At 49.0% G+C, this 26,887-nt stretch carries 30 protein-coding genes; 21 read left to right on the top strand and 9 right to left on the bottom strand.

From position 1 onward, the window contains the following. Positions 1-19: 19 nt before the first annotated feature. The 5 genes from trhP to M2404_RS14075 all read left to right on the top strand — a co-directional run bounded on the left by trhP (position 20) and on the right by M2404_RS14075 (position 3,857). Positions 20-1,339, top strand: coding sequence for a prephenate-dependent tRNA uridine(34) hydroxylase TrhP (gene trhP, locus M2404_RS14095; RefSeq protein WP_259240389.1), 1,320 nt, complete (start codon positions 20-22; stop codon positions 1,337-1,339). 2 nt (positions 1,340-1,341) lie between these two features. Then, positions 1,342-1,584: a YfhL family 4Fe-4S dicluster ferredoxin gene (locus M2404_RS14090; protein ID WP_259240388.1), complete on the top strand. Its 243-nt coding sequence runs from the start codon at positions 1,342-1,344 to the stop codon at positions 1,582-1,584. 63 nt (positions 1,585-1,647) lie between these two features. Continuing rightward, on the top strand, positions 1,648-2,400 hold the full coding sequence (locus tag M2404_RS14085; protein ID WP_259240387.1) for a GlxA family transcriptional regulator: 753 nt from the start codon (positions 1,648-1,650) through the stop codon (positions 2,398-2,400). A 217-nt stretch (positions 2,401-2,617) separates the two neighbouring features. Next, the gene (locus tag M2404_RS14080) at positions 2,618-2,848 is read left to right on the top strand and encodes a helix-turn-helix domain-containing protein (RefSeq protein WP_259240386.1); all 231 of its coding nucleotides are present in this window, start codon (positions 2,618-2,620) and stop codon (positions 2,846-2,848) included. A gap of 43 nt (positions 2,849-2,891) precedes the next feature. After that, the gene (locus M2404_RS14075) at positions 2,892-3,857 is read left to right on the top strand and encodes a M61 metallopeptidase family protein (RefSeq protein ID WP_259240385.1); all 966 of its coding nucleotides are present in this window, start codon (positions 2,892-2,894) and stop codon (positions 3,855-3,857) included. 99 nt (positions 3,858-3,956) lie between these two features. On the opposite strand, the gene M2404_RS14070 is transcribed toward M2404_RS14075, so the two are convergent. Then, positions 3,957-4,067 carry a hypothetical protein gene (locus M2404_RS14070; RefSeq protein WP_259240384.1) on the bottom strand — a complete coding sequence of 37 codons (111 nt, stop codon included), beginning with the start codon at positions 4,065-4,067 and terminating at the stop codon, positions 3,957-3,959. A gap of 163 nt (positions 4,068-4,230) precedes the next feature. Here M2404_RS14070 and M2404_RS14065 point away from each other — a divergent pair, with 163 nt between their 5' ends. From M2404_RS14065 to M2404_RS14055, 3 genes are all read left to right on the top strand, one after another. Then, entirely contained in the window at positions 4,231-5,598 is a 1,368-nt protein-coding gene (locus M2404_RS14065; protein WP_259240383.1) for an amidohydrolase family protein, read from the top strand. Positions 5,599-5,710: 112 nt separating this feature from the next. Next, positions 5,711-6,712, top strand: a complete 1,002-nt coding sequence (locus M2404_RS14060) for a carboxylesterase family protein (protein ID WP_259240382.1) — start codon at positions 5,711-5,713, stop codon at positions 6,710-6,712. After that, complete coding sequence (locus M2404_RS14055; RefSeq protein ID WP_259240381.1) at positions 6,709-7,263, top strand: YdeI/OmpD-associated family protein; 555 nt, start codon at positions 6,709-6,711, stop codon at positions 7,261-7,263. The genes M2404_RS14060 and M2404_RS14055 overlap by 4 nt, the downstream gene beginning before the upstream one ends. 118 nt (positions 7,264-7,381) lie before the next feature. Here M2404_RS14055 and M2404_RS14050 read toward each other — a convergent pair whose 3' ends face one another. Further along, on the bottom strand, positions 7,382-8,269 hold the full coding sequence (locus M2404_RS14050; RefSeq protein ID WP_259240380.1) for a LysR family transcriptional regulator: 888 nt from the start codon (positions 8,267-8,269) through the stop codon (positions 7,382-7,384). A gap of 115 nt (positions 8,270-8,384) precedes the next feature. Between M2404_RS14050 and M2404_RS14045 the strand changes: the two genes are divergently transcribed. Genes M2404_RS14045 through M2404_RS14035 form a run of 3 tightly spaced genes read left to right on the top strand, consistent with a single transcriptional unit; the run spans position 8,385 to position 9,589 of the window. Next, positions 8,385-8,990, top strand: a complete 606-nt coding sequence (locus tag M2404_RS14045; RefSeq protein ID WP_259240379.1) for a glutathione S-transferase family protein — start codon at positions 8,385-8,387, stop codon at positions 8,988-8,990. Beyond that, the gene (locus M2404_RS14040; protein WP_259240378.1) at positions 8,987-9,370 is read left to right on the top strand and encodes a nuclear transport factor 2 family protein; all 384 of its coding nucleotides are present in this window, start codon (positions 8,987-8,989) and stop codon (positions 9,368-9,370) included. Before M2404_RS14045 ends, M2404_RS14040 begins: the two co-directional genes overlap by 4 nt. Positions 9,371-9,379: 9 nt before the next feature. Then, positions 9,380-9,589 carry a 4-oxalocrotonate tautomerase family protein gene (locus tag M2404_RS14035; RefSeq protein ID WP_259240377.1) on the top strand — a complete coding sequence of 70 codons (210 nt, stop codon included), beginning with the start codon at positions 9,380-9,382 and terminating at the stop codon, positions 9,587-9,589. Positions 9,590-9,645: 56 nt separating this feature from the next. On the opposite strand, the gene M2404_RS14030 is transcribed toward M2404_RS14035, so the two are convergent. Then, positions 9,646-10,518: a LysR family transcriptional regulator ArgP gene (locus M2404_RS14030; protein WP_259240376.1), complete on the bottom strand. Its 873-nt coding sequence runs from the start codon at positions 10,516-10,518 to the stop codon at positions 9,646-9,648. 181 nt (positions 10,519-10,699) lie between these two features. On the opposite strand from M2404_RS14030, the gene M2404_RS14025 reads away from it, so the two are divergent. The 3 genes from M2404_RS14025 to M2404_RS14015 all read left to right on the top strand — a co-directional run bounded on the left by M2404_RS14025 (position 10,700) and on the right by M2404_RS14015 (position 12,950). Continuing rightward, positions 10,700-11,212: a LysE/ArgO family amino acid transporter gene (locus M2404_RS14025; protein WP_259240375.1), complete on the top strand. Its 513-nt coding sequence runs from the start codon at positions 10,700-10,702 to the stop codon at positions 11,210-11,212. 137 nt (positions 11,213-11,349) lie between these two features. Continuing rightward, positions 11,350-11,685: a helix-turn-helix domain-containing protein gene (locus M2404_RS14020; RefSeq protein WP_259240374.1), complete on the top strand. Its 336-nt coding sequence runs from the start codon at positions 11,350-11,352 to the stop codon at positions 11,683-11,685. After that, positions 11,682-12,950 carry a type II toxin-antitoxin system HipA family toxin gene (locus tag M2404_RS14015; RefSeq protein WP_259240373.1) on the top strand — a complete coding sequence of 423 codons (1,269 nt, stop codon included), beginning with the start codon at positions 11,682-11,684 and terminating at the stop codon, positions 12,948-12,950. The genes M2404_RS14020 and M2404_RS14015 overlap by 4 nt, the downstream gene beginning before the upstream one ends. Positions 12,951-13,264: 314 nt before the next feature. Here M2404_RS14015 and M2404_RS14010 read toward each other — a convergent pair whose 3' ends face one another. Together M2404_RS14010 and M2404_RS14005 are read right to left on the bottom strand one after the other, a co-directional pair. Beyond that, positions 13,265-13,483: a hypothetical protein gene (locus tag M2404_RS14010; RefSeq protein WP_259240372.1), complete on the bottom strand. Its 219-nt coding sequence runs from the start codon at positions 13,481-13,483 to the stop codon at positions 13,265-13,267. A gap of 240 nt (positions 13,484-13,723) precedes the next feature. After that, on the bottom strand, positions 13,724-14,560 hold the full coding sequence (locus tag M2404_RS14005; RefSeq protein ID WP_259240371.1) for a DUF2306 domain-containing protein: 837 nt from the start codon (positions 14,558-14,560) through the stop codon (positions 13,724-13,726). A 309-nt stretch (positions 14,561-14,869) separates the two neighbouring features. Here M2404_RS14005 and M2404_RS14000 point away from each other — a divergent pair, with 309 nt between their 5' ends. Continuing rightward, positions 14,870-15,973: a helix-turn-helix transcriptional regulator gene (locus M2404_RS14000; RefSeq protein ID WP_259240370.1), complete on the top strand. Its 1,104-nt coding sequence runs from the start codon at positions 14,870-14,872 to the stop codon at positions 15,971-15,973. Positions 15,974-16,122: 149 nt separating this feature from the next. Further along, positions 16,123-17,655 (top strand): bifunctional GNAT family N-acetyltransferase/carbon-nitrogen hydrolase family protein, encoded by a 1,533-nt coding sequence (locus tag M2404_RS13995; RefSeq protein WP_259240369.1) that lies wholly within the window; start codon positions 16,123-16,125, stop codon positions 17,653-17,655. A gap of 59 nt (positions 17,656-17,714) precedes the next feature. On the opposite strand, the gene M2404_RS13990 is transcribed toward M2404_RS13995, so the two are convergent. Beyond that, positions 17,715-18,737, bottom strand: coding sequence for an Lnb N-terminal periplasmic domain-containing protein (locus M2404_RS13990; RefSeq protein WP_259240368.1), 1,023 nt, complete (start codon positions 18,735-18,737; stop codon positions 17,715-17,717). A 27-nt stretch (positions 18,738-18,764) separates the two neighbouring features. Beyond that, positions 18,765-19,673, bottom strand: coding sequence for a LysR family transcriptional regulator (locus M2404_RS13985; RefSeq protein WP_259240367.1), 909 nt, complete (start codon positions 19,671-19,673; stop codon positions 18,765-18,767). Between the two features lie 98 nt (positions 19,674-19,771). Here M2404_RS13985 and M2404_RS13980 point away from each other — a divergent pair, with 98 nt between their 5' ends. Continuing rightward, the gene (locus M2404_RS13980; protein ID WP_259240366.1) at positions 19,772-20,947 is read left to right on the top strand and encodes an MFS transporter; all 1,176 of its coding nucleotides are present in this window, start codon (positions 19,772-19,774) and stop codon (positions 20,945-20,947) included. Positions 20,948-21,061: 114 nt separating this feature from the next. Continuing rightward, positions 21,062-21,817 (top strand): Atu4866 domain-containing protein, encoded by a 756-nt coding sequence (locus tag M2404_RS13975; protein WP_259240365.1) that lies wholly within the window; start codon positions 21,062-21,064, stop codon positions 21,815-21,817. Positions 21,818-21,891: 74 nt separating this feature from the next. On the opposite strand, the gene M2404_RS13970 is transcribed toward M2404_RS13975, so the two are convergent. Next, positions 21,892-22,827: an alpha/beta fold hydrolase gene (locus M2404_RS13970; protein ID WP_259240364.1), complete on the bottom strand. Its 936-nt coding sequence runs from the start codon at positions 22,825-22,827 to the stop codon at positions 21,892-21,894. A 125-nt stretch (positions 22,828-22,952) separates the two neighbouring features. On the opposite strand from M2404_RS13970, the gene M2404_RS13965 reads away from it, so the two are divergent. Continuing rightward, positions 22,953-23,543 (top strand): CGNR zinc finger domain-containing protein, encoded by a 591-nt coding sequence (locus M2404_RS13965; RefSeq protein ID WP_259240363.1) that lies wholly within the window; start codon positions 22,953-22,955, stop codon positions 23,541-23,543. A 129-nt stretch (positions 23,544-23,672) separates the two neighbouring features. Here the strand turns inward: M2404_RS13965 and M2404_RS13960 are convergent, their stop codons facing one another. Beyond that, a complete protein-coding gene (locus M2404_RS13960) occupies positions 23,673-24,071 on the bottom strand; it encodes a RidA family protein (RefSeq protein WP_259240362.1) in 399 nt (132 codons plus the stop codon). Positions 24,072-24,219: 148 nt separating this feature from the next. On the opposite strand from M2404_RS13960, the gene M2404_RS13955 reads away from it, so the two are divergent. Both M2404_RS13955 and M2404_RS13950 read left to right on the top strand, forming a co-directional pair. After that, a complete protein-coding gene (locus M2404_RS13955) occupies positions 24,220-24,810 on the top strand; it encodes a TetR/AcrR family transcriptional regulator (protein WP_259240361.1) in 591 nt (196 codons plus the stop codon). Between the two features lie 144 nt (positions 24,811-24,954). Beyond that, positions 24,955-26,871, top strand: coding sequence for an acetyl-CoA hydrolase/transferase C-terminal domain-containing protein (locus tag M2404_RS13950; RefSeq protein ID WP_259240360.1), 1,917 nt, complete (start codon positions 24,955-24,957; stop codon positions 26,869-26,871). Positions 26,872-26,887: the final 16 nt, after the last annotated feature.

Genomic DNA, 26,887 nt, shown 5'->3' with positions numbered 1-26,887 from the left:
AGCAGTATGAGCCTTAGCTATGTTTTCACCTGAATTACTCTCTCCGGCCGGTAGTTTAAAAGCGATGCGCCTGGCGTTTGCCTACGGTGCTGATGCGGTATACGCCGGACAGCCGCGCTATAGCTTACGGGTGCGCAATAATGAGTTTGATTTAACCACACTCGGAACCGGCATCAACGAAGCGCATGCGTTGGGTAAAAAGTTCTATGTAGTGGTTAATATTGCGCCGCACAACAGCAAGCTAAGCCGTTTTATTGCTGATATGGAGCCGGTAATAGCACTTAAACCCGATGCACTTATTGTGTCGGATCCGGGCGTAATTTACCTGTTACAGCAGCATTTTCCGCATATGCCGCTGCATTTATCAGTGCAAGCCAATACGGTAAATTGGGCTGCGGTAAAGTTCTGGCAAGCCCAGGGGGTAGAGCGGGTTATTTTATCGCGGGAGTTGTCGGTGGAAGAAATAGCTGATATCCGCCGTAAAGCGCCCGGCATGCAACTGGAAGTGTTTGTGCACGGAGCCTTGTGTATGGCTTACTCCGGCCGCTGTCTGTTGTCGGGTTATATTAATAAGCGTGATCCAAATCAGGGTGCCTGCACCAACAGTTGCCGCTGGCCTTATCAGGTGCATACAGCTACAGAAGATGAAGCCGGGCAATTTACACCAATTAGCACACCGGCATTGCTGGAAGAGCAAGGCCGCCCAGGTGAACTAATGGCCATTGATGAAGATATACACGGTACCTATATTCTAAACTCCAAAGACTTACGAGCCGTAGAGCATGTACCAGCGCTTACTGCGATGGGGGTACATTCGCTGAAAATCGAAGGCCGTACTAAATCAGCCTATTATGTGGCGCGTACAACACAAGTGTACCGTCAGGCAATAGACGATGCCACAGCAGGCAAGCAGTTCGATTACACTTTGTTAAGCCAGTTGGAGGGGATGGCCAATCGTGGTTTTACTGAAGGCTTTTTACGCCGGCATAAACCGCAAGACACGCAAAACTATGCCACCAGCCACAGTATTGGCAAGCAGCTATTGGTGGGGGAGTTTATTGCCGGACAGGATGAGCACGGCTTTGCTTTGCTGGAAGTAAAAAATCAGTTTGCCGTAGGTGACACGCTGGTGTTAATGACGCCACAAGGCAACCGCAGTTTTACACTGCAGGCACTGCGCGATAAACAGGATAACGCTATTTTACTGGCTCCGGGTGCCTGTTATCAGCTAAAAGTAAAGTTGCCAGTGCAAACCGATTTGCGCTTCGCCATGCTGCTAAAGCAGCTACCCGCAGCGTTAGAGGTAGGTAAGGGTTTAGCCATTAATGTTGCAGGTTAATTATGCCCGCCGTGATTGAAGTGAGCTGCATTAACTGTGATATGTGCGTGCCTGAGTGCCCTAATGAGGCCATCAGCATGGGGGCAAAGCATTACGAAGTTGCCCCTTTGCTGTGTACCGAATGTATTGGTTATTACGATAAACCGACCTGTATAGCCGTATGCCCGATAGATTGTATTAGTCTGCACAGCGCAGACGAGTTCTTTGCAACTGCTACCACTATACAGGCCGAAAATGTGAATTAAATGTCCATTCGGTCATGGGTAAGTTTGTTACAGTAAGCAAAATCCCGTTACGCAGAGGGCATTATGGTTACTGTAGGTATTGTTGTGTATCCGGATATTCAGGCGCTGGATCTTGCCGGTGCTTTGGATTGTTTTGGTCAGGCGAATCAGCAGTTGAGCGCCAATGGGCATGCGCCTTATTACCAGTTGTGCACTGTGGGACTAAGCACCGGCACGCTTTGCGCGGAAAATGGTTTGCAGCTCAGTGCCCACTATATACTACAAGATTGCCCCGCGCTGAACTATCTGGTTATTCCCGGTGGCGCTGGTGCGCGTGCGCTAAGCAAAAATTCAGAATTTATCAGCTGGTTGCAACAGTGTGCGGCCGGTGCCGATAAAGTACTGTCGATCTGCACCGGTGCTTATCTGCTGGCACACAGTGGCCTACTCGATGGCCAGCCACTGGCAACGCACTGGCGATTTGCCGCCGATTTACAGGCTAAATACCCCAAAGTTGAGGTGAGCGCCGATGCGCTCTATGTGGCGGCTGGTAAGTTTCATTCGTCCGGTGGTATGACAGCAGGCATTGATTTATGCCTGGCAGTGATAGAGCAGGATCTGGGAGTGGCTATTGCGCAAAGCGTAGCCCAGGAGCTTGTGATGTATCTGCGCCGTAGCGGTAATCAATCACAATATGCCAGCCCGCTGAAAATTCAGCACAGTGCTGAGCAGCGTTTTATTCAGCTACAGCACTGGCTGCTGGACAATTTGGCTAAACCGCTGACCGTGGCAGAAATGGCCGCGCAGGTAGCCCTGAGTTGTGGTCTGACAAAATAATTCTAAAATTGCCAAAATAGATCTAAATTTCAGCTTCTGCTGTTTATCTAACTAATTGATAATCCTAGTGACCTTGGATTTTCGCAACAGGTCACTTGCATTTTAACGAGGAGAACAACTGTATTTATTTAAAACTATTTTGTCACTAATTCTGATTTTTAGCCGCAAATATGCGGCATTCAGGACTAATCAATTTAGATCTATTTTGGTAGCCAACATGAGTGAACGCCAGTTTCGTCGCGTGTTTCGCGCACGCTTTGCCATGGCTCCGGTGCAGTATCTGCAGCAGCTAAGGCTGGACAAAGCGCGCAGTTTACTGCTGTGCGACGGTTACAGCCTGCAGCGTATTTGCAACGAAGTGGGCATTAACGAACCGCGTAGTCTGATCCGGTTATTTAACACCGCTTTTGGTTGCACCCCCGGTGAGTACAAGCAGCATTTTTGTTAGCTGTATCTCCCTTGAAAACGTATTTAACCAACAAGGTATTCTAATGACAAAATTCTATCGGCTGCTGGCAGCGATGATGCTGTTTTGGGCCTGTAACAGCTATGCCCACAATCCCAGCGAAACAGTAACGAAGCAAACTGTCACGACGGGCGCTATTACCCTGCATTATGAATTTGCTGATGCGCAGTCTTTGGCAAAACAGCAGGAGTTTACTGCAGTTATCACGGACGGTATTCGCTACTATCAGCAACTTTTTACCGGGTATCCACGTGATCTGGCTGGTAAGCACTATACCGATATCACTGTACGCATCCGTCATGGCAAACACCTGTCCGGTGAGGCCGACCCGAAGTTATTGCTGCTAACCTGGTCTGATAACACTATGTTCGGTATTCACACCTGGCAAACGCTGTTGTTGCACGAGATATTTCATTTATGGAGTGCTGAATCGTTTCGTTATCAGGATGGTCGGGAACACTGGTTTAATGAGGGGTTTTCCGAGTTTTATGCTTTTAAAGCTGCGACACAGCAAGGTTATGTTTCACAGCGCGATGCGTTGGCGATAGCAGCGCAGCCATTAGGGTTTTATTACAGTGCAAAAGGACTGGGGAAGGTGTCGTTGCGGGAAGCCGGCAAAAGTAACCAGGCAAAACGTGATAACTATTTTTTGTTGTACCACGGCGGCTGGGTGGCTGCTATGTTGCTGGATCATGATATTCGCCACAAAACTGCCAATGAGCATAGCCTGGATAAGGTTATGCGCTGGATGTATCAGTACTATCCCCGCAATATAAAACTGTACAACAACGCCGATATAATAGAGGCAATAAAAGCCAGTACTGGTTTGGATTATCAGGTTTTTTTTACGCGCTATATTGAGGGCACTGAAACCCTGCCGGTAGTAGAGCATTTTGATCTTGGCAAGGCGCTGTGGGACTTTGAGTTTAACCCTGAACAACAGCATCATCATGTTTATCTATACCATACATTAGGTATTTTAACCGACTAGAAATGGCCACGAAACCAAGCCGCTGACCGCCAGTTGTTATAACCGGGTTTTAATTTCAGCTGAACTACAGCAAGGAGAGGGTTATGTCTACGGTTCAGGCTATTCCGGCAGGTTATCATGCGGTGCTGCCATACATTGTAATAATTCGTCACCGCCAATACGGGCACACATATCTGTGCTGCGCAGGCATGCTTGCATACGCTGCGCCACCTCTTTATGTTGTTAACAATAGCCAGTAGTGGCATAAGCGCAACTATATTTTTCTGCCAGTGCTATATTTGCAAACTATTGCTATGCACGTTAATGTTTTACAGCAATAACGCCAGCGCGCCATAACCATAGCGGTGCAGCATAATCAGGGCGGGGACATCAGATGAAAATACATTTTAATAACGTTATATGGTTTGTTACGGCGGTATCAGCAGTGCTGGCCTGTGGTGCTTTGCAGGCTAAATCACCGCCGGAAAACGTCACTGTTACCGTGTTTGATCAAGTGCATGTTTTACCTATGGATTCAGATCAACTGCTGCGTAATCAGCGTGTGCTGGTGCAGGGCGCTCGTATAGTTGCCATTGGGCCGGCAGCAGAGCTTGTAGTACCACAAGGCGCCACAGTGATTGATGGTGCAGGCCGTTATCTGTTGCCTGGTATGGCAGAGATGCATGGCCATGTACCGCCGATGGTTGATTTTAGCGGTATGCCGGCGCGTTACTTAGACGATGTGTTAATGCTGTATCTGGCTGGTGGCGTTACCACCGTGCGTGGCATGCTGGGGCATGATCAACAATTACGCTTAAAAGATGATATTGCCAGCGGCAAACGGCTGGGGCCAACCTTGTATCTGGCCGGGCCCAGCTTTAATCAAAATACAGTTACGTCAGCAGAGCAAGCGCGTGAGCGGGTACGTCAGCATAAACAACAGGGCTGGGATTTACTGAAAATTCATCCGGGTTTAAGCCTGGAGCACTATCAGGCTATTGCCGGTGAGGCGAAACAGCAAGGTATAGACTTTGCTGGCCATGTGCCGGATGCGGTAGGTATTGAACAGGCTATTTTACTTGGCAGCCGTACCATTGATCATCTGGATGGTTACATGGAAGCATTGGGCGGTTTTGACAAAGAGCTGACTGCCGCTGATATGGCGCCGCTGGTGGCGCTGAGTAAAAAGCATAATGTTGCTGTAGTGCCAACCCAGGCATTGTGGCAAACCATCATCGGTGCTTCAGATGCTGCGCAGTTGCAAGGTTACGACGAACTAAAATATATGCCGGCACGGGTTATCGCCGGTTGGCAGCGTTATGTGCAGCAACCCGGTGGAGCTTATTACAGCGGCGATACTGCAGTTGTGCATGCGCAAAACCGGCAGCGCTTACTGCGTGCGCTGTATGAAGCTGATGTTACTATCTTAATGGGCACCGATGCCCCGCAGCTTTATAGCGTACCGGGTTTGTCATTACGCCGCGAGTTGCCACTGATGGCTGCAGCAGGGATCAGTAATTACGATATTTTACGTAGCGGTACTGTGCTGGTTGGCGAGTATTTTGCTGATAAAGATCAGTTTGGCCAGGTAGCCGCAGGGCAACGCGCAGATTTACTGCTGGTAGACGGCAATCCGCTGGAGGACTTATCAGTATTGTATCAGCCAGCCGGTGTAATGGTGCGCGGCCAGTGGTTAAGCCGGGCAACGCTTGACAGTAAACTGGCAGAGATTGCTGCCGCGCGCCGGGCAGAAAAGCAATAAAGCTGGCAGGTACACCAGGCTCCGGCGAGGTGTTAATTTTGCCGCCAGCATTGCGGTGTGGATGTCAGGCCACTGATACACTAAGGCACAAATTTTCGATAGCGGGGAGCAGATGAAAAAGCAGTCAGGCATATTGGTATTAGTAGTGGCATTAACGGCGTTACTGCTGGCCGCTTGTACGGGTAGTAACAATACTTCAACCCACAATATTTCTGCGCGAGCAAACGCTGCTGCACAATTGCTGCGGCTGGATTATCAAAGCAGCATCGACAATACAACACGGCAGTATTTTGTTTATTTACCGGCTGGTTACCAGCAAAGTAGTAACAAAAAATGGCCGGTAATGCTGTTTTTACATGGTAATGGCGAACGCGGTAATGGCCTGGATGAGCTGGATTACACCTTAATTCATGGCCCGCTATATGAAGCCTGGGTGCAAAAGCGCGACCTGCCGTTTATTATCGTGGTGCCACAATTACATATGTTTGATATGGCTAAGCTGCCTTATATCGCTCACCGCTCGCCAGCGGATATTCCCAAACGCTTAACCGATGGTGTGCCGCCACGCCCGGCTATGTTTGCGTCTGCCCGGCCCATTGTACCGGCTGAGCCGGTGAGTGATATGAGCACAGTACCACCGCTGTTACCCGATGGCTGGGAGCGGGCCGAGCAGGATCTGTTGGCAATGCTGCAAAATGTGCAGGCCAGCTACAATACCGATGCCAGCCGGTTATATTTAACTGGCATTAGTTATGGCGGCTTTGGCAGCTGGTTTATGGCCAGTAAGCACCCGCAGCTGTTTGCTGCTGTTGCGCCGGTTGTTGGCTGGGGCCACCCGGATTTAATGCCGCCTGTTGCGCAAGCGAAAACCCCGCTGTGGGTATTTGCTGCCGGGCGTGATTCAGCCATTAATAAAAACTACTTTTATCCCGGCATTGAAACCTTGCGCCAGCTTGGCCACAGTAATGTACGCTTTAGCATGCTAGAGCAGGCCGAACATGACGCCTGGCGTCAGGTTTATGCCGGCCAGGATTTGTACGACTGGCTGTTACAGCAACAAAAGCCGGTAGTGCACCAAACGAACATCAACAATAGTGCAGTGAACGTATTATGACATCAAACGACAGCTACTCTGAGTTTACTGCCATAGTGTACCGTGCGGCGCAGTCCGATAAGGCGTTGCTGCAGGCTTTTGTGGTGTTGCCCAAAACCGCCAGCGAAAAACTGCCCAGGCGGGGTAGAACTACAGTAAATGGTCATATCAACGGCGTGGCTTTTCAGGCCACTCTGGAGCCGGATGGTCAGCTAAGCCACTGGTTAGCTTTAAGCGGACAGTTACTTGAAGCGGCAGGTGCCACTATAGGTAGCAGTGCCAGCTTTGATATTACAGCGGCTGAGCAAGAGCCTGAACCTGAAGTACCAACCGACTTGCAGCAGGCACTGGCTGTTTCACCTGATGCCAGTACGGTTTGGCATGACACTACCACCATTGCCCGGCTGGATTGGATCCATTGGATCACGTCAGCCAAACAGACGAAAACCCGGGCCAAGCGGGTAAGCGATGCCTGCAATATGCTGGCAGAGGGCAAGCGGCGGGTGTGTTGTTTCGACCCGTCCGGTTTTTATAGTAAAGCCTTTAGTGCCCCCAAAGCTGCCCCGGATTGATATTGGCTGGCAGAATGCGTTGTTAAGGCTGACTAAACAGCCAGGCAGTGCCGCCAATGTTAGTTTGCGTATCATTGTCAGCGATGCAGTGTCGTCGGCCTGCTGGTGATTATTCTTGTTAAAGATACGGATGCCTGTTAAACCACTTTTGCAAAAATTCAATTAACACTCTTAAACGGGGCGGGGTAAATTGCCGTACCGGATACAACGCATGCAAGGTCATCTTCGGTTTTTGTTCGTTGGGCAGTACTTCAACTACTTCGCCATTTAGCAGCGCCTGATGGCTGATAAAGCGTGGTATAAAACCTACTCCCATACCTTGCTTGACCATTTGCAGCAAAAATACCGAATTATTGGCTTTGAGCTGGCCACTGATCGACACATCGACGTTACCGACCGGCCAGATATGTTTATGGCGAAAATAACTATATTCAAAACACTGATGATCAATGAGATCTTCCGGGCGGTTAATAGCACCATGCTGGCGCAAATACTGCGGCGAGGCACAAATGCTATAGCTGAAATGGGTAATTGTTTGGCTGACATAGGACGAGTCAAATGCCTGGCTGGCCACCCGTAACCCCAAATCAAAGTTGTGTTGCAACAGATCCTGAGCTTCGTCGCTTAGCTGTATATCCAGTTCAATTTGCGGGTAGCGGCGCATAAATTCGGCAAAAGCCGGTGCAAGTGCTGTCAGCCCCAGTGCCATAGCCGCATTAATTCTAAGTTTGCCCTGCGGTATTTGCTGCTGCTGTTGAATACGGGCTTCGCTGTCTTCAATCTGACGCAGGATCTCACGGCAACGCTGCAAGTAGTCGCTCCCTGTTTGTGTTAGTTGTAGCCTGCGGGTAGAACGTTGTAGCAGCCTGGTGCCAAGTTCAGCTTCCAGTGCAGTGATCTGCTTACTTAGCATTGACTTGCTGCAACCATATTGCTCAGCAACCTGACTAAAACTACCCAGCTCAGCCACCCGTACAAATAGCTGCATGGCTCTTAATTTATCCATATTGTTTCCAGAGTGGAAATAAACATGTTCAATTGTATCTATATATCAATCTAATTGGCAGCGCTATAGTGACCTTGCTCCCATGCTTTGGGCTACTTAATAATAGGAATTCATTATGTATAAATTGTATTTTTCTCCTGGTGCCTGTTCGTTAGCGGTTCAGGTGGTGTTGCGCGAATTGGGCCTGCCGTTTGAACTGATCAACAAGGCCAGTGTGGCAGATTATCAACAAATTAATGCTGTAGGTGCGGTACCGGCTTTAGACATTGATGGTGCTGTGCTGACAGAAGGCGCGGCTATTATGTTGTATTTGCTGGATAAGCACGCCAACGATTTACTACCGGCAGAAGCTTCGGTACGTCAGCAGGCGATTGAAAATCTGATGTTTGCCAATGCTACAGTGCACCCTGCGTACAGCAAACTGTTTTTCCTTAGCAACCAACTGGCAGACAGCGCCGTTAAACAACAGGCATTGCAGGTTGCAGCTGAGCACATCAGCAAGCTATGGCAACTAATAGAAAACAGACTACAAACACAGCCTTATCTTGGCGGGCAACAATACTCCGTTGCCGATATTCTGTTGACGGTGTATGCCGGTTGGGGGCGGTTTTTCTCTGTTGTCATTCATATAGGCCCCCGCAGTCAGGCCATGATAAACCGCATTAGCGCCTTGCCTGGCTATCAGGCTGCTGTAGCGGCAGAGCAGCAGGCAGCAATATGATGGCTACTGAACAAGACAGTGACTTACAGGCTATTACCGCGTTGCTCTGGCAATACTTTGATGGCTTGCATCGCGCTGATACTACATTGCTAAATCGTATTTTCGATGATGAAGCGCACTTATACGCACCAGGAGTACGCCGTAGCAAGCAGCAGTGGCTGGAACTGGTAGCCAACCGGCCAACACCGGCACAATTGGGACATACCTTTGCCTATAAAGTTTTATCAGTTGAATGTTCAGGTGAGCAGGCGATGGCAAAAGTATCTTGTCCGTTGTTGGGCCGGCAATATATTGACTATCTGGGCTTGCTAAAAGAACAGGGGCACTGGCGTATTATGGTGAAGCAATATGCCGACAATCCTTTTATCAACCCTAATTAGGAGCAGAATATGCCGTATGTAAATATCAAAATAACTGATGAAGGCGTAACCACCGAACAAAAACGCAAGCTGGTACAAGGCACCACCCAACTGCTGGTGGATGTGTTGGGGAAAAATCCGGCTACTACCTTTGTGTTAATAGAAGAGGTGAGTACCGACAACTGGGGCATTGGCTATCAACTGGTAACAGAGCTGCGCCAGACGACAGCCGGGCAATGACCACCCGGCAATATCAAGCTTTAGCCAGAGCTTAGTCTTAGCACCCTGATGTCTTTTTAACCGCCACTATGCAGTTGTTGCCGTGCTGTGGCGGTAATTTGCTGGCGCAATTGTGCCATCAAGGGGCTTTCGCTTTGCCAGTAATGCCAGTACAGCGGGGTGTCCAGATGATAATCCGGTGTTAAATCAACCAACTGGTTAGTTTCCAGATAAGGCTGCATCTGTAATTCCGGCAGTAAGCCAAAACCCAGCCCGGCCAGGGTGGCGCGTAAAAAACCTTCTGATGAGGGGCATAAATGCGTTTTTTGCGGAGTCTGGCCGCAAATGTCCAAAAGGTATTGATGTTGCAGTTGATCATCCTGATTAAACATCAGACAAGGTGCCTGCGGCAGTTGTGTCAGCAGATCCTGCGCTAAGCGGTAGCGACGGATAAAATCCGGGCTGGCCACAGCACGGTAACGCAGGGCACCCAACGCCTGCACCTTAGCGCCATTTACCGGCTGGCTGCTGGCACATACACAAGCCATCACATCGCCCTGTTTCATCCGTTTTAAACCAACCGACTGATCCTCCACTACAAAATCAAAGCACAGCTGCGGGTAATCTGGCAGCACCAGGGCCTGTGGTAGCCAGGTCGCCAGCGAGTCGGCATTTACCGCCAGTCTTACGGTAGTAACACTGGTCGTTTCCAGCCCCAGTGCCGCTTCCATTTGTCGTACCTGTTGTAAGTGATTTAGCAGCCGCTGCCCGGCGGGTGTAGCAACCGGCGGGGCAGTGCGCAGCAATACCGGCTGGCCGGCAAGTGCTTCAAGCTGTTTAATACGGTGGCTGACCGCCGACTGGGTCAGACACAGCAGTTTTGCTGCACGCTCAAAACCACCTTGCTCCACCACGGCGGATAGTGCCTGTAATAAGCGATAATCAATCATTAATTTAATTCATTTATGTAAAAAATAATTCGTTGGATTAATAGTAGTGTGAAAAGGTATGTTCTGCAGCAGATTTTTCTGCACAGGGTAAGCAGCATGACGTTTTTACTGGGGTTTGGTGTTGGCTTAAGTTTAATTGTCGCCATTGGCGCGCAAAATATCTGGGCTTTTAAGCCAAAGCATGGCCGGAGCCAACCGGCTGGTTATTGCTACGGTGTGTATTGTCTGCGACTGCCTGCTGATCGGGTTGGGGGTATTTGCCGTACAGCAAATGCAGTTATGGGTGCCACCGCTGGTGCCGTTGCTTACCTGGCTGGGTGTGGCCTTATTGTTATGGCTGGCCTGGCAAGCGGCCAGCCGGGCCCGGGCTGGCGGCAAAGGCCTACAAACCGATAGCGCTACCCAGGTGGTGAGCAACAGCAAAACTGCGTTAACCGCTTTGGCTATTACCTTATTAAACCCACATGTGTATTTAGACACGGTGTTTTTAATCGGCGGCGTGGCGAATCAGCAAGCCGCACCGCTATGGTTTATGGCTGGCGCCTGTATCGCATCATTAGTGTGGTTTTCTTCATTAACGGCAATGGCACCAAAGCTTAAAATCTGGCTAAACTCGGCCAAACGCTGGCAGTTGTTTGATGGTGCCATCGCCTTATTGCTAAGTGGTATAGCGCTTAATTTGGCGCTGCAGTAGCTCAGTGCAGTTCTGCTGACCAATTTTAACGGTCCCTTTATCTGTTTTATAAAGTTCAACATAGTAAGGAAACGCATTTATTGCTTTTTTCTTTATAGGAAACTAATATGTTTCTTTGTGATGAAAAAGCAATATATGTGACTACTAATATGGCCTCTATTCTGCAACAAATAAAACAGCGCCGGCTGACACTGGGTTTAAAACAGAACGATATGCTGCTGCGTGTCGGCGTATCACGTCAGCAGTACCAGCGCCTTGAAGCCAAGGGCAACCCCAGATTGAACACTCTTGAGTTGATAGCGCAGGGGTTAAACAGCGAGTTGCTGCTGATCCCGAAAGAAAAACTCAGTGCAGTAGTCGCGCTACTGGAACAAGAGCCCTTACTGCAACAATCCGCTAAATCCACAACTGAAAAAGCGCAGAAAAGTCTGGCCGATGACCCATGGCAGGACTTATTGGGAGATGACCAATGAGTAGTGACCTCGCGGACGAAATAAGTGTTTTAAAGTTAACCTTGCATAACAGGTTAGTAGGCTACCTGGCCGGATTTCAAAGTGGTAAGAATGTCCTGAGCTTTGCCGGGGAATTTAAGCAGGATCCTAATCGCCCTACCTTTAGTCTGATAACTCACCCGGCGTTTCCCAGAGCTGAAAAATTAATGGCTGAACCCTGGTCAAGAAACCAAAGGTTGCACCCTATACTATCCAATCTGCTGCCGGAAGGTGCGTTAAGGGAGTTAATAGCACAAGGTCTTAAAGTGCATGCCGACAACGAATTCCATATTCTTTCCTATTTGGGCGCGGATTTGCCCGGCGCTCTGGTAGCTGAGCCTATGGAACCAGAAGACGTGCCTGACACTGTGCTAAGCGCACACCGCAACGCCAGAGCCATTAAATTTAACAAAACAGCCGCAGAGAACAAGTTTTCGTTGGCGGGTGTGCAGATGAAGTTTTCCATGAAGGAAAAGGATGGACGCTACAACCTGGCCAAAGGTGATGTGTTGGGAGACTGGATAATCAAAACACCGTCGACCAAACATAAAGATGTACCGCTGAACGAGTACACTGCAATGACACTTGCGGCACTCATTGGTATCGACATTCCCGACATCAAGCTGGTTGAACTGAGTAAACTGGATAACCTTCCGCCGATAAATCTGCCTGATGAAAAGCTGGCCTTTGCGATAAAACGGTTTGATCGCAACGATAATATCCGTATTCACATGGAAGATTTTGCTCAGGTATTAGTGAAGTATCCGCATGAAAAATATCAATCGGCAAACTATGAGCAAATTGGCAAGATTATCTATGATTTTTCGGGAGACGGTCTGGCTGACGCGCAACAATTTGCCAGACGGCTGTTGGTTAATATCCTGCTTGCCAACGGCGATGCGCACCTGAAAAATTGGAGCTTGCTCTATGCTGATCAAGTCACGCCACGGCTGTCACCGGCTTACGACATCGTTACAACCAGTGTATATATTGACGGCGAAAGGCATTTCGCACTTAATTTAGGCAAAACCAAACAATGGTACGACGTTTCGCTGGCAAACTTTCAGTTGTGGACTGACCGCGCCGGGATCCCATGGCGAGCCATTAAACCTCATCTGGATGATGCTATGACAAAAGCCAGAAGCCTTTGGCCAGAGGCCATCAACAACCTGCCAATGCATGACGATCACAAATGTAAGCTAAAGCAGCACTGGCGTAATTTGACAGAAGATTTTCAGATCAAATGAAATGGTCAGTTGCTCTGCGTAACGTAATGCCAAACGGGCTAATTGCACAATGTTGTACTGTCACCATGTCGCATCTTTTACCGCGAAGCAGGCGAGTAGGTGCCAATACTGCACATCATAAGCGATGAACAGTAACCACGGGCTTTTATGTTGCAGCCAGCAAACTAGCAACTCTTCAATACACCGCCAAGGACCACTCTGCTTAACCATCAACACAACCCAGCGTTATCCAGCTATCTAAGCACATGCCATTTAAATGCTTGACCAAGTGTGATTTTTCGGTAAATGTGACAGCTGATTTAAGTTTAACTCAGTTATTTATTTTTTAGTGGTAAGGCATGGCAAAAATCAAGACCCTCAAGGGTTTCGGTATTTTTAATTGGCGGTGTGGCCAACCAGCAAGCCGCACCGCTATGGTTTATGGCTGGTGCCTGTATCGCATGATTAGTGTGGTTTTCTTCATTAACGGCAATGGCGCCCAGACTGAAAATCTGGCTTAACTCGGCCAAACGTTGGCGGTTGTTTGATGGCACCACCGCCGTATTACTTGGCGGTATCGCGCTTAATTTGGCACTACAGTGATCTGGCTTTTACCCATTCGTTTTGCTGGAGATCCCCGGTTATTAGGCGCGTCTTTTTAAGCTCCAAATACTTACCCGTATAAGCCAATAGGTCGTTAAACACAGCACCAAATTAGTGCGACCGTGCCTGTCAAAATATGCAAGTAAGTAAGCACAAAACAACCCCCTCTATTTATTTAACCTGTAGTTGTGCTATGCACCGATTTTGGGGAGCCATGAAACACTGCTGATCGCAAATATGCCTATTGCCATCGCGGCGCAAAACACAAAGATGAGGCTGGCGACGGCACTCTGGTATCGTTTGTTTTTAGGCTTGCTAGCCCAAAAATACAGTTCCAGCACTGCTAGCGGCAGTAAATACTGGGCAAAGGACACCACTTCGAGGAAGGGACCGGTGAAGGTTTTACCGTCGATGCCGATGCCGCCGGTAGCCATAAACCAGCCAAATACCATCAGCCGAAGAAACCACACTGCGCTGACTACCATAAACAGCCGCAGTGCCCAGCGCCGGTGCGCGGCAAAATTGCGTTTGATTGCGTAGTAAAGTGCTATGGGCACAAAAAGCATTACCAGCACGCCGCTGCCGGTGACACCAATATCCTGGATCAGTGAACCGATGACCCGTTCCCGCGACCAGGTCAAGTAGAATCCAGCGATACTGACAATCACTGATGCCACCATAAAGAACCAGCCGCTGCAACGGTGCAGTAGAGGCAGCGTATTACGGATCGCCGGCACCAGCTGAATTTGGCCGGCAGCAATAATCAGGCCTGCCACCAGAATATGAATTGCCAGTGAGGTATTGCCAATGCCGTCTCCGGCGATAAAGCCATTTGCCAGTTGGGTTCCTGCAAAGCCTCCGACGCCATCTGTGGCAAACCGCAGGCCGTAATAGCCCAGGATATACGCCACGAACAGCCACTGGCCTATAGCTGTGACGATAAACCAGGTTTTTGCAGAGAGGGTAAGCCAGTCTGGTTTGCGCTTCTGCTGCATAGACGTGTTGGCGTCAATTGTAATCTCGGTCATTGTGTATCCTTGTATTTTTGTGGGCATATTTCCGGCACTGGTTGCTATATATCATCGAAATGGTCACTGTATATTTTCATTTCAGATGTTCTGGCTGCTCGCTCCTTTGAAACACTGCCATCCTGCCTGTCAAAACGGCCGTTATCGCGCCAAATTTCAAATTCGGCGCATGGTTTTATATTCTGAATAAGGCTTTTATAGGCGCTTACTTTTTGTAACACAGCAATCAGCAATAAAAGAAAATTGCACTTTGACGTTAACTTCAGCCAGCTGTTAGCATTAAGCGTTGGGGCTTGTGGGAGAGGCAGGGTGTACCAGACTATTCATATTGTGTTGCTGATTGTCAGCTTTGGCTTGTTGTGCAGCCAACTGTTCGTGCAGCAAAAAAAGGTGGTGCATCTGCTGTTTGCTGCATTCTGTGGTTCTATGGCGATTACGGCGATTAAACGCCTTGGTGGCGACGGCTTTGGCTTTTATCAGTATTTTTTGGCGATGGGCGCATGCATGACATGCAACGGCGGTTGGCTGGTCGCCCGGGCGTTATTTAGGCAAGGCCGGGCTATTTTACTACAGCATATTCTGGTGGCTGCGGCGATTGCCTTATTAATGGTGAGCTTACAAGCCATGCAGTTGCTGCAACAATTCTGGCCGGAAAGCCAAACACTGCTGGCATCGGCCCGTGTTGTTTGTAAAGAGCTGCTAATCTTGCTGTCTTCCGCCATTTTAATGCTTACGCTGTGGGAAGGATGCCGGGGTTATAGCCAGACACGCGGTGCTGAACGCTGGCATCGACAGTTGTTTCTGGCGACCTATGGTGGCGCCATAGCAATTTGTGGTGTTATCGCAAAAATATGGCTGCCAGCCGACGGGGCGGCGTTACAGCAGGATTTACTTGGCGCTGTGGCGGCTTTAACCATATTGGTGGTGACACAATGGCTTATTTACTGCCGCTTTAATAAGCCACTTTGGACGCAGTCACAACGTACTGCAGAGGCCTCAACACAAACCCGGCTTGAGCCAGCACAGACTGAATCTTTGGCAACGGCGTTAACGCAGGCGGATAGTCAGCTTTGTGACAATATCCGCCAGTTGCTATTTCAGCAGCAGCTGTTTTTACAGGCTAATTTACGGCTAACCGATCTGGCGAAATTGTTGGATGTACCGGAATATCGCATTAGCAGATTGCTCAGATCTCAGTTTCATGCCAGCAATTTTAATCAGTTTATTAATACGTTACGCATTGAGCATGCAAAAACACTGCTGTCAGATCCCGATAAAGGACATTGGCCGGTAGTGGTGATTGGCCTGGAAAGTGGTTTTGCTTCGGTTGGTCCTTTCACCCGGTCTTTTAAAACGCTGGTAGGTTACACACCACATGAGTTTCGCCAAACCGTGCAGTGCCAGCAGCAATAATACGTCAACGTCATGTGTCGTCGCCGGCTGTTGGTTGCTCACTAGCATCGCCTGATTATTATTGGCCTGGTCGCTACTTGGCAATAATGCTGCGCATTGTGAATGATGTGGTAACCTTGGGTTATTACTCATTTACTGCAGGAGACATTATGGAAGCGAATCATGTTGAAGTGCGCCACCTGACCCGTGAGGATATGACAGAGCTGCGTGAAGCGTCCGAGCAGGTTTATCAGGCAGGCCCTTTACTTAGCTGGACAGAGCCGGTGGTAGATACACTGCTGACTAAATTCCCTGATGGCCAGCTTTGTGTATGTGTTGACGGCAAAGTAGTTGGCTGTGCCTTTTCGCTTATTATCGATTACAGCAAATTTAGTGACGAGCACACCTACGAGCAAATTGTTACCGGTTTCTCTTTTAAAAACCATGATCCTAACGGCGATGTGCTGTATGGCATAGAGGTGTTTATTCACCCGGATTATCGCGGTTTGCGTTTGGCGCGCCGTTTGTACGATGCCCGCAAAGAGCTGTGCGAAAACCTGAATTTACGTGCCATTATGGCCGGTGGCCGTATGCCCACTTATAACCAGCATGCTGGCACACTCAGCGCCAAGCAATATATTGACAAGGTTAAAGGCAAAGAAATACACGACCCGGTACTGAGTTTTCAGCTTGCTAATGGTTTTCACGTGCGCAAGTTGCTAAAAGGCTATTTGCGCGGTGATATCGAATCGCAGGAATATGCCACTTTGCTGGAGTGGGCCAATATCTACTACGCCAAATCAGTAAAACTGATTAATGCTCCCAAGGCCGAAGTACGCCTGGGATTAGTGCAGTGGCAAATGCGCAGTATGGCCGGTATTGAACAGCTATTTGAGCATATGGAATTTTTTGTTGATGCGGTATCGGATTACAAAAGCGATTTTATTTTGTTCCCCGAACTGTTCGCTGCACCTTTAATGGCGCACTACAACCATTTAAGCGTAACCGAAAGTATTCGCCAACTGGCAAAATATACTGAAGCTATCCGCGATAAGTTTATTGAATTCGCCATTGCTTACAATATCAATATTATTACCGGCAGTATGCCGTATCTGGTGGAAGGCAAGCTATATAACAGTGGCTTTTTATGTCGCCGTGACGGCACCTGGGAGCAGTACGACAAAGTACATGTTACCCCGGCAGAAAAGCGCAACTGGGCGATGACCGGCGGCAATAAGGTTGAGGTATTTGATACCGACTGCGGCAAAATCGGCATTATGATTTGCTACGATGTAGAGTTTCCGGAATACGCCCGGTTGTTATCCGATCAGGGCATGAATATTTTGTTTGTGCCGTTTTTAACCGATACGCAAAACGGCTACACCAGGGTGCGCCACTGTGCTATGGCGCGGGCGATAGAAAACGAATGTTATGTTGCCATCGCCGGTGCTGTTGGTAACCTGGCACGGGTAAATAATATGGATATTCAGTATGCGCAATCGGCCTTGTTTACCCCGTCAGATTTTGCGTTTCCTACCACCGGCATCAAGGCTGAAGCCACACCTAACTCAGAAATGCTGCTGATAGTAGATGTAAATATCGACTTACTAAAAGAGCTGCACAGCCATGGCAGTGTGCATACCATGAAAGACAGGCGGCATGATGTTTACCAGCTGTCGCTGGTAAAGCCATTGCCAAAATAGTTTTTAACTGCCCGTCAGCTATTGAAATAAGCGCTGATGTATAAAATTCTAGCCTGCACTTATGGGGTGTCTTCAACAGACGCCCCTGGCACTCCCTGGCGGATTATGCGGGAAAAGTCGTGTTGATCACTGGTATCGCTGTTTCGGGCTCGGGCATTTATGTGCCCCAGTTCTTGCAATTGCATATAGCTATATTCAGGTGTTAATGCGCCTAAATCGTAAGCATATTCGGCAAAGTGGCCCGATAACACCAACCGGTAATCCAGGGGGATTGTTGGCGCGATATGGCGGGCTAAATCAAATACTATCGTTGTGCAGTTACTGGTTAAGGTGTTATAGAAAGCAGGTGTGGTGCGCAGTGCTTCAGCAGCCTCTAAATAACCCAGAAACAGCGTGCGTAGTTGCTCTGGGGTCATGATCAGTCGATACAGGTAAACGTCTTCATTACGTGCATTACTGCGGGTACGGATGATGTCACGCTCATCTGCGGCGATAATTACCTGCTCAAACTGGCGGAAAAAACCACCGATAGCAGAGAACGACTCATGGCGTTCTTTACGTATCTCCAGCGAAAATACCAGTTGCTGGCCGTCGGCAAAACCGAATGAAACCAGTGTATGGGCAATATGTGGCCCCATCCAGTAGGAGAGAACCAAATCGGCAGACACCAGCAGGTTTAAGTCGTAACTGCGGGTTTCCCAGCGTGCGGTGTAGTCCGTTTCGCTGCGCCAGTCGAAGTTGCGTACATTGTGTAGCGTAACCTGTCTGCCTTGTATTTCAGAATGCAGTAAATAAGCAACATCATCGGCCCAATTCCGGTTGTGCGACGGGGTAATATTGTGCCACCAGATCAATAACAGTGCGGCCGACAGCATATAAGCGCCAAGTAAACTGCGGTAGTAGCACTCTGGATAACGCCATAGCAGGGTAACAACCATAATAGCGCCCAGCAGGCACCAGGCGGCCAGTACTACCAAACCCAAAGTGCTAAACTTCTGGGATTGTTGAAACCACAATGCCAGGCAACCCCAGGCTGTACTTAACAGTACAGCTAACGCTGTTATCCATCTTAACTTGTGCATGTGGTTCCTCTTTGTATAAGGCGGTTGCTACTGGCTCTTTTTCTGCATTTTTTCTACCAGATAATCAACAAATACCCGTATTCTTGCCGGGGTGTTTTTACCACCGATAAACACCGCATGGATGGCTTCGCGGTCTTGTGGGTTATATTGTTCCAGTAGCGGCACCAGTTGGCCGCTTGCCAGTGCTTGCTGCACATGAAAACTGCCTACTCTGGTAATGCCCACACCTTGCAGTGCCAGTTCTACCAGCGTTTCGCCATTGTTGGCAAGCACGTTACCGGTGATGGCAAGGATAAAATCCCGGCCATTTTCACGAAACGGCCAGCCCGGTTCTAAACGGCGGAAGCTAAAATCTAAGCAATTATGTTGCGCTAAATCGGCAGGTGTTTGAGGTACGCCTGCGCTTGCCAGATAGGCTGGTGATGCCACCACAACCCGGCCGGTTTCGCCCAGGCGTCTGGCATGCAGGCCGTTATCAGCCAACTGCCCAAAGCGGATAGCCACATCGACATGGCCGGCACTGACATCACGGACTTGATCTGATACATCTATCTCGATAGTGATATCAGGATAGCGCACCAGAAACTCTTTTATTAACGGCACTATGGTCAGGCGGCTGTGCGCTGTGGCCGTACTTACCCTGATATTGCCACTTGGGCTGCCACGGTTGGCAATAGCCGTTTCAGTATCGTCTAAGTCTTTTAAAATCCGCCGGGCGGCCAGTGCATAAGACTCACCCTCGCTGGTTAAGCGCAGGCTGCGCGTGCTGCGGACAATAAGTCTTACGCCAAGGCGCTTTTCAAGCCGGGTCATGATGCGGCTAACCGCTGATGGCGTCAGTTCCAGTTCACGGGCTGCTGCACTTAAACTACCGGTGCAGGCTACGCTTAAAAACGTTTCCATTTCTGCCGTTTTATCGGTTTTTATCTGATTCATTTGTGATTCCAATGCAAAGCTGAATATCTCCTGCGCTACTTTTTCAGCAGTTTGCTATCAGTTATATTCTCGTCCGTCACAAATTAACCAGAGTTTATATGAAAATCAATATTCCTTTGCTTGCACTCGCGCTTGGCGCCTTCGGTATTGGTGTAACCGAGTTTGCGCCAATGGGCATGTTACCTGTTATCGCTAATGATTTAGCGGTTTCTATTCCCAGCGCCGGTATGTTAATCAGCGCTTATGCTTTTGGTGTGCTGGTTGGCGCACCTTTAATGACCTTAGTGTTCGCCAATATGGGGCGGCGTAACTTACTGTTGTTATCGATGGCAATTTTCACCGCAGGTAATCTGATCTCTGCCGTGGCCGAGAGTTACAACGTATTGTTGCTTGGGCGCATTATTACCTCGTTTAATCACGGTGCTTTTTTTGGTGTAGGCGCTATTGTTGCCATGAGTGTGGTACCGCCGGAAAAACGTGCCGGTGCTGTGGCGGCAATGTTTTCCGGCCTAACCTTAGCCACCATAGGCGGTGTACCGCTGGCGGCTTACGTGGGTGAGGTGATTGGCTGGCGGCCAGCGTTTTATGCCATGGCGGCGATTGGTGTTGTTACCATGCTGGCGTTACGGATGTCGTTACCGCCACTGGTTAATGAGCGCAAAGCAAAGGTACGCGATGAGCTACGGGTACTCACTAAAGGACCGGTGTTAATTGCGTTGTTATTAACCGTGGTCAGTTCAAGCGCTATGTTTACTGTGTTTACCTATATAGTGCCCATTTTGCAGGATGAAACCCAGGCTTCAACCCTTTTTGTTACTACGATGCTGGTGCTGTATGGCGTGGGGTTATCTGTAGGTAACTATCTTGGCGGCCGCTTTGCTGACCGCTCGCTGGATTTAACCCTGGTGTTTTCGCTAATAGCGGTAGCGCTATTACTGGTGCTGTTTGCTGTAACCGTATCATCGAAGATGGTGGTAGCGCCGTTAATCTTTTTATGGGGAATCGCCAGTTTTGCGCTGGTGCCGCCATTGCAGTCTTTAGTTGTGCAAGAAGCGAAAGAGGCGCCCAGTTTAGCTTCAGCCATGAATATCGGCGCCTTTAATCTTGGAAATGCCTTAGGTGCCATGCTTGGCGCAGCAATGATTAATACCGGCTTTAGCTTAAGCTCAGTGCCTTTGGCGGGTGCCGGCACGGCGATTGTCGGGCTTATTATGGTGTTGCTGTTCAGGCGGGGTAGCCTGCAAAGCGCGCGGCAATTAGCGCTGCGGCAGTAAACCCAGCCCGGACAATCAGGCAATCACTTAAGATTTTTATGCTATCGCACTCTATTCTTTCTGAGCCAAATTATGGCCTGAACACAAGCATATTCAGAAAGGGGAGTAACCGAGATGACGATAGCAAGGCATTTTATGACCACTGCAGCACTGGTTTTGGCTTTGGCAAACAGTGATTTTGCCTTAGCCAGGCCAGATACTGAAACAACTGAACGCAATAAACAATTTATCGCGCAGGCATTTCAGCAGTGGGCTGCAGGCGGTGGGACATTTTTTCAGGATGTGTTGTTACCCGACGTAGTGTGGACCATCAAAGGCACCAGCCCGGCAGCGGGTACTTACCGGGGTCGCGAGGTTTTTATTGAGCAGGCCGTAGCACCCTTCGCGGCGCGTCTTTCTTCGTTCGTTAAACCAACAGTTAACGATATCTGGGCCGATGGTAATGACGTTGTGGTTTATTGGGATGGAGCAGGGGTTGCTGTTGACGGGGGGCCTTACAACAACAGCTTTGTCTGGATTTTCCGTATGCAGGAGTTACGCGCAACTGAAGTTATCGCTTTTTTGGATTTAACCCAGTATGACGCTGTTATTAATCGTATTGTGCTTGATAAACAAGACGATACACAAGTTAACAAGCAGCACCCCTATGTGGGCATGTGGGTAACCAGTGACGGGCGTATCCGCCATGAGCTGCTTGCGAATGGCCGCTATGATGAAGCCCGTGGCACCCGCGAGAGTGCTTATCAGGGGCGTTATGAGGTAAAAGGCAACCAGATTGATTATTGGGATGACACCGGGTTTACCGCTGATGGTGTGTTTGTTGACGAAAACACCTTACATCATGGCGGCATGATCTTTCGTCGTCGGTAGCAGCAACGGTAGGCCGGGGCATGTGTGCCCCGGCAGTATCCTGCTGTTAAAGCCCGCTGCTGTGTTGGCCTGGTTTAGGGTTTGATACTGCGTTCGAAAAACTCCAGCATGGCGGCTGCTATTTCATGGCCGTGCGTTTCAATAGCTAAGTGACCGGTGTCGAGAAACCGTACTTCAGCCTTGGGGTTGTCGCGTTTAAAGGCGTTAGCGCCCGCCGGGATAAAGAAAGGATCGTTTTCACCCCAAATTGCCAGTGTTGGTGGCTGGTAACGGCGGAAGTATTCATGCAGTAAAGGGTACTGCCTGATATTCTGGCCATAGTCGAGTAGTAAATCCATCTGCACTTCAACGCCAATACGCTCTATAGCAGCATAAGCCAACTGATAAGTTTCAGGTGCAATTAATGCAGTATCCTTAACGCCTTCAGTGTATTGCCATTTGATCATGTCTGCGGTGTTAAAGCGGCGTAATGCTTCACGATTTTCAGCGGTAGGCTCTGCCCAGGCTTTACGCATATCTGCCCAGCCAGCACTTAAGCCTTCTTCGTAGCCATTGCCGTTCTGAGTCACGATGGCAGTGATCTTTTGCGGATTTTTTACCGCCAGGCGCCAGCCAACCGGGGCACCATAATCAAATACATATACCGCATAACTGTTAATCTGTTTGGCAATGGTGAAAGCATCAATAACTGCAGCCAGGTTATCAAAAGTGTAATTAAATTTAATGCCGGGGTTAACCGTAGTTTGGCCAAAGCCAGGCAGATCCGGGGCGATAACGTGATATTTTTCAGCCAATTGGGGTATCAGCTCTCTGAACATATATGACGAGGCCGCAAAACCATGCAAAAGCAGCACTGTTGGTGCCTGGGGCGAGCCCGCTTCGCGGTAAAAGATATTAACTCCGTCAATATCTGCGTTGTGGTAATGAACCTGCACAGGGTTTTCTGCGCTGTAACTGTTAAGTGCGGCAGTTAGGGTTGAAACAGCCAGCAGTATTTTCTTCGTGTTCATGGTGACTCCTTAAGATAGTATCCTCAAATTAACTTTGTAACCATTTAAATTATGTTTAACTGGTTACTTGTTGTCAGTTTGGCTGAGCGATGGTAACCTGTCAAATAAATTTTTAGAGGTTACTTATGCCGGTTAATGAAATATCGAAAAACCACAAGCTGACAGAGGCTCCGATGGTGGGGGATCATCTGGCAATGGACTTGCTTAATACCGAAGCGCGCAGCGGCGATAAAGTGATTGATTACTGGAATAGTGATGCCGATGTGCTCAGATGGCTGCAGTTGCATGGTATTGTCCCTGTTACCGGCAGAAACCTGTTGGCAGCGGGTGAATTACTTAAGCAGGCCAAGGCGCTAAGAGCACTGGCCCATCAGGTGATTAGTAGCTTTAAACAGCAGAATAGGTCGGATATCAGTGAGTTAAACCTGTATTTGCATACCTATGTCAGTGCACCGCATCTTCAGCAAGATAGTGATGGCAAGCTGCTGATAACCCGTATTTCACGGAGTGAACCTGCCGGAGCTATGCTCGGGCCTGTTGCTGAGGCCGTTGCACAATTACTGGCAGAGGGCAGCGCTTCCCTTGTTAAACAGTGTGAGCATCCAGACTGTATTCTCTGGTTTTATGATCGTACCAAAGCGCACAAACGCCGCTGGTGCAGCATGGCAACCTGCGGCAATCGTTATAAAGCAGCACAGTTTCGAAAAAAGCAGTAATGATTGAAGAGTAATTAATGGGTAGGGATAAAACTCTTAGCTGCGCACCGTTGTGGCCGGTCAGGCTTTGTTGACCCCGGCTACCTGAAACAGTGGCAGCTAAGAAGTGACTTATTGAAAGATACAAGCTCAGCTTGTTGTCGGAACCCGGGCAATCACTTTGATTTCAAAGTCAAAGCCTGCCAACCAGGTTACGCCAATTGCGGTCCAGTTTGGGTATGGCGCTGAAGGAAACATCTTTTGTTTGATTGCCAGAACCGTATCAAATTGGTTCTGCGGATCGGTGTGAAATGTTGTTACATCGACAATATCATTGAGTGTGCACCCAGCAGCTTTTAAGGTGGCTTGCAGGTTAGCAAACGCCAACTCAACCTGAAGAGCAAAATCAGGCTCTGGTTTGCCATCTGGCAGGCTTCCTACTTGCCCTGAGACGAAGAGCAAATCACCGGATTTAATTGCGGCTGAGTAAGCATGTTGTTCGTAAAGAGCATGTTTGCCCTCAGGAGTGATGATTTCACGTTTAGTCATTTTGTAACCTCTGTACATTGATATTGGTAGACTGTGCTATACGCCGTGCATAAAAATAATTTAATATACACCTCGTATGTATGGTATTTCACATTCGCCTCGTATGTCAATTTAATTTATACGCGCCGTATGTCAAAGTGGGGTTACGATGAATCAACGTTTGAAATCAATGGCTGAGAACCGGGCAAAACTGATCTCGGCCGCCCGAAAAGCTTTTGCAGAAAAAGGCTATGCAGCCTCATCAATGGATGATTTAACCGCCGATGTTGGCTTGACACGTGGTGCGCTTTATCACAATTTTGGCGACAAACGCGGATTGCTGGCGGCAGTTGTTGAGCAAATTGATTCAGAAATGGCATTACATGCCCATAAGGCGGGTGAGGCGGCTGGTGATGACTGGCTGGGGCTGCTTACTGAGGGCGCTGCTTATATTGAACTGGCTCTGGTACCGGAGGTTCAGCGTATAGTGTTGCTTGATGGCCCGGCGGTTCTTGGTGATCCGTCGCAGTGGCCCAGCCAGAGCAGCTGCCTTCAGTCGACAAAATCGACAGTGGAAAGGCTGATTGCTCAGGGGAAATTAAAACAAATTGATGCTGAGGCTGCTGCCCGGTTAATCAGTGGGGCCGCACTTAATGCAGCGCTGTGGGTTGCTGCAAGTGCAGAGCCTCAGGAAGTATTGCCAAAAGCTACAGAGGCATTTTATGCGCTGGCGACAGGTTTACTTAAAACACCGGTTTAAGTGAGTGCCAGTTTTAACCGTAACCGGGTAATTGTTTTACGGCGCATGGCAGAAATGTTTGCCGTCGTTTTGTGCCAGCCCAATCGGTTGCTTAACTGTAGTACAGTAAGGCTGTAATGCAGAACACGGGATAAGGTTAACGCAATGCACGATAATGATTACGCCTCTATCGTTGATGAGGTTTTAGCGCAAATTGGCAAGCATGTGGTGCTTGGCTTACCGCTGGGCCTGGGTAAACCTAACCGCTTAATCAATGCTTTTTATCACAGGGCCTGTGCAGACAGCAGTATCAGGCTGGATATCTTCACTGCGTTGTCGCTTAATCCACCTAAACCCGGCAGCGAATTGGAACAGCGTTTTTTGCAGCCCTTTCTTAAGCGTCATTTTGGTGAAGACTACCCACGGTTGGCTTATGCCGATGCACTGGCTTCGCAACAGTTACCTGCCAATATTACCGTGACAGAGTTTTACTTTCAGTCCGGTAGCATGCTGGGTAATGCTGAGGCTCAGCGCCATTATGTCTCCAGTAATTACACCCATGTTGCAAGGGATCTGGCAGACAGGGGCGTTAATCTTATTTTGCAGTTGGTCGCCCGGCGCCCGGCAGAATTTGGCTGGGAGTACAGCCTGAGCTGCAACCCGGATGTTACGCTGGATCTGGCAGAAGAGCTTAGCCACCGGGTTGATCGTAAGTGCCTGATGCTGGCTCAGGTGCACCCGGATCTGCCTTTTATGGCCGGAGATGCAGTGGTTAGCGACGATTTCTTTCACCGGATCATTAACGATAATCCTGAGCAGCGTTTGTTTGCTTTGCCACGCAACCCCGTAACCAGTCAGGATTACGCTGTCGGGATGAATGCCAGTGCATTGGTTGCTGACGGCGGTACTTTGCAAATCGGTATTGGTTCGCTGAGCGACGCTTTGGTATACAGCTTAATCCAACGGCAACAGTGCAACGAGGCCTATCGCGGTTATTTTAACCAGGCTTTACCCGGACAGGCGCTGGTAGATGCTATTGGTGGCTATGACAGTTTTGGCACCGGGCTTTATGCTGCCAGTGAAATGTTTCTTGATGGCTTTATGCATTTATACCGGGCCGGGATCCTCAAGCGGGAAGTATTTGACGATGAACACCTGCAAAGCCTCGCCAATGCCGGGCGCATTGCTGACGATTCTGGCATCGGCGGCAGTGGCGCCTTGTTAGATGCTGCATTTTTTCTCGGCTCTGACGATTTTTACCGCTGGCTACGCGAATTAACTGAGCCGGAATGGCCACGGTTTCGCATGAGCTCGGTTGGCCGGATCAATCAGTTGTATGGCGATAACCCTAAACTGGAGAAATTGCAGCGCCAGAAAGCCCGCTTTATTAACACCTGTATGATGGTGAGTTTAACCGGCGCGGCAACGTCTGACGGCCTCAAAGATCATCAGTTGGTTTCCGGTGTAGGGGGGCAATACAACTTTGTTGCTATGGCGCATGCGATGCGGGGAGGGCGCTCGATCCTGTTACTGCGCAGTACCCGTGAAAGTGGCGGTGAGATAACATCGGGTATCGTCTGGGAATATCCGCATTGCACTATTCCACGGCATTTGCGGGATATTGTTGTTACCGAATATGGTATTGCTGATTTACGTGGTGCCACAGATGAAGAGTGCATAAAAGCCCTTATTTGCATCAGCGATAGCCGTTTTCAGCAGAACCTGAAACATAAGGCGGTGGCAGCAGGTAAATTGGACCCAAACTGGACTATTCCAGCTGTTGCTGCTGCGAATTCTCCTGCCAGCATTGAGTCACGTTTAAATGCACTGCGATTAATGGGCAATTTATCCCGTTACCCGTTTGGCAGTGACTTTACTGAGCTGGAACAAAAGCTTATGGCTGCTTTGCAACGTATGAAAAAACTGAAACACTCTAAATTACAAATGCTTGGTGCACTGCTGCGTGGTGGCCCTGATGCACCGGAAGCATTAACCAGAATGGGGCTGGCTAAACCAAGCGGGCCACAGCAATGGCTTTATGCCCGTATGCTACGCTGGGCTCTGGCGCAGATTACGCATTAACGAACAAAAACGCCCC

This window comes from Rheinheimera pacifica (assembly GCF_024809855.1).
Classification (GTDB): Bacteria; Pseudomonadota; Gammaproteobacteria; order Enterobacterales; family Alteromonadaceae; genus Alishewanella; species Alishewanella pacifica_A.
The sequence above is the reverse complement of the archived record's forward strand: the minus strand, read 5'-3'. Positions and strand labels throughout refer to the sequence as shown.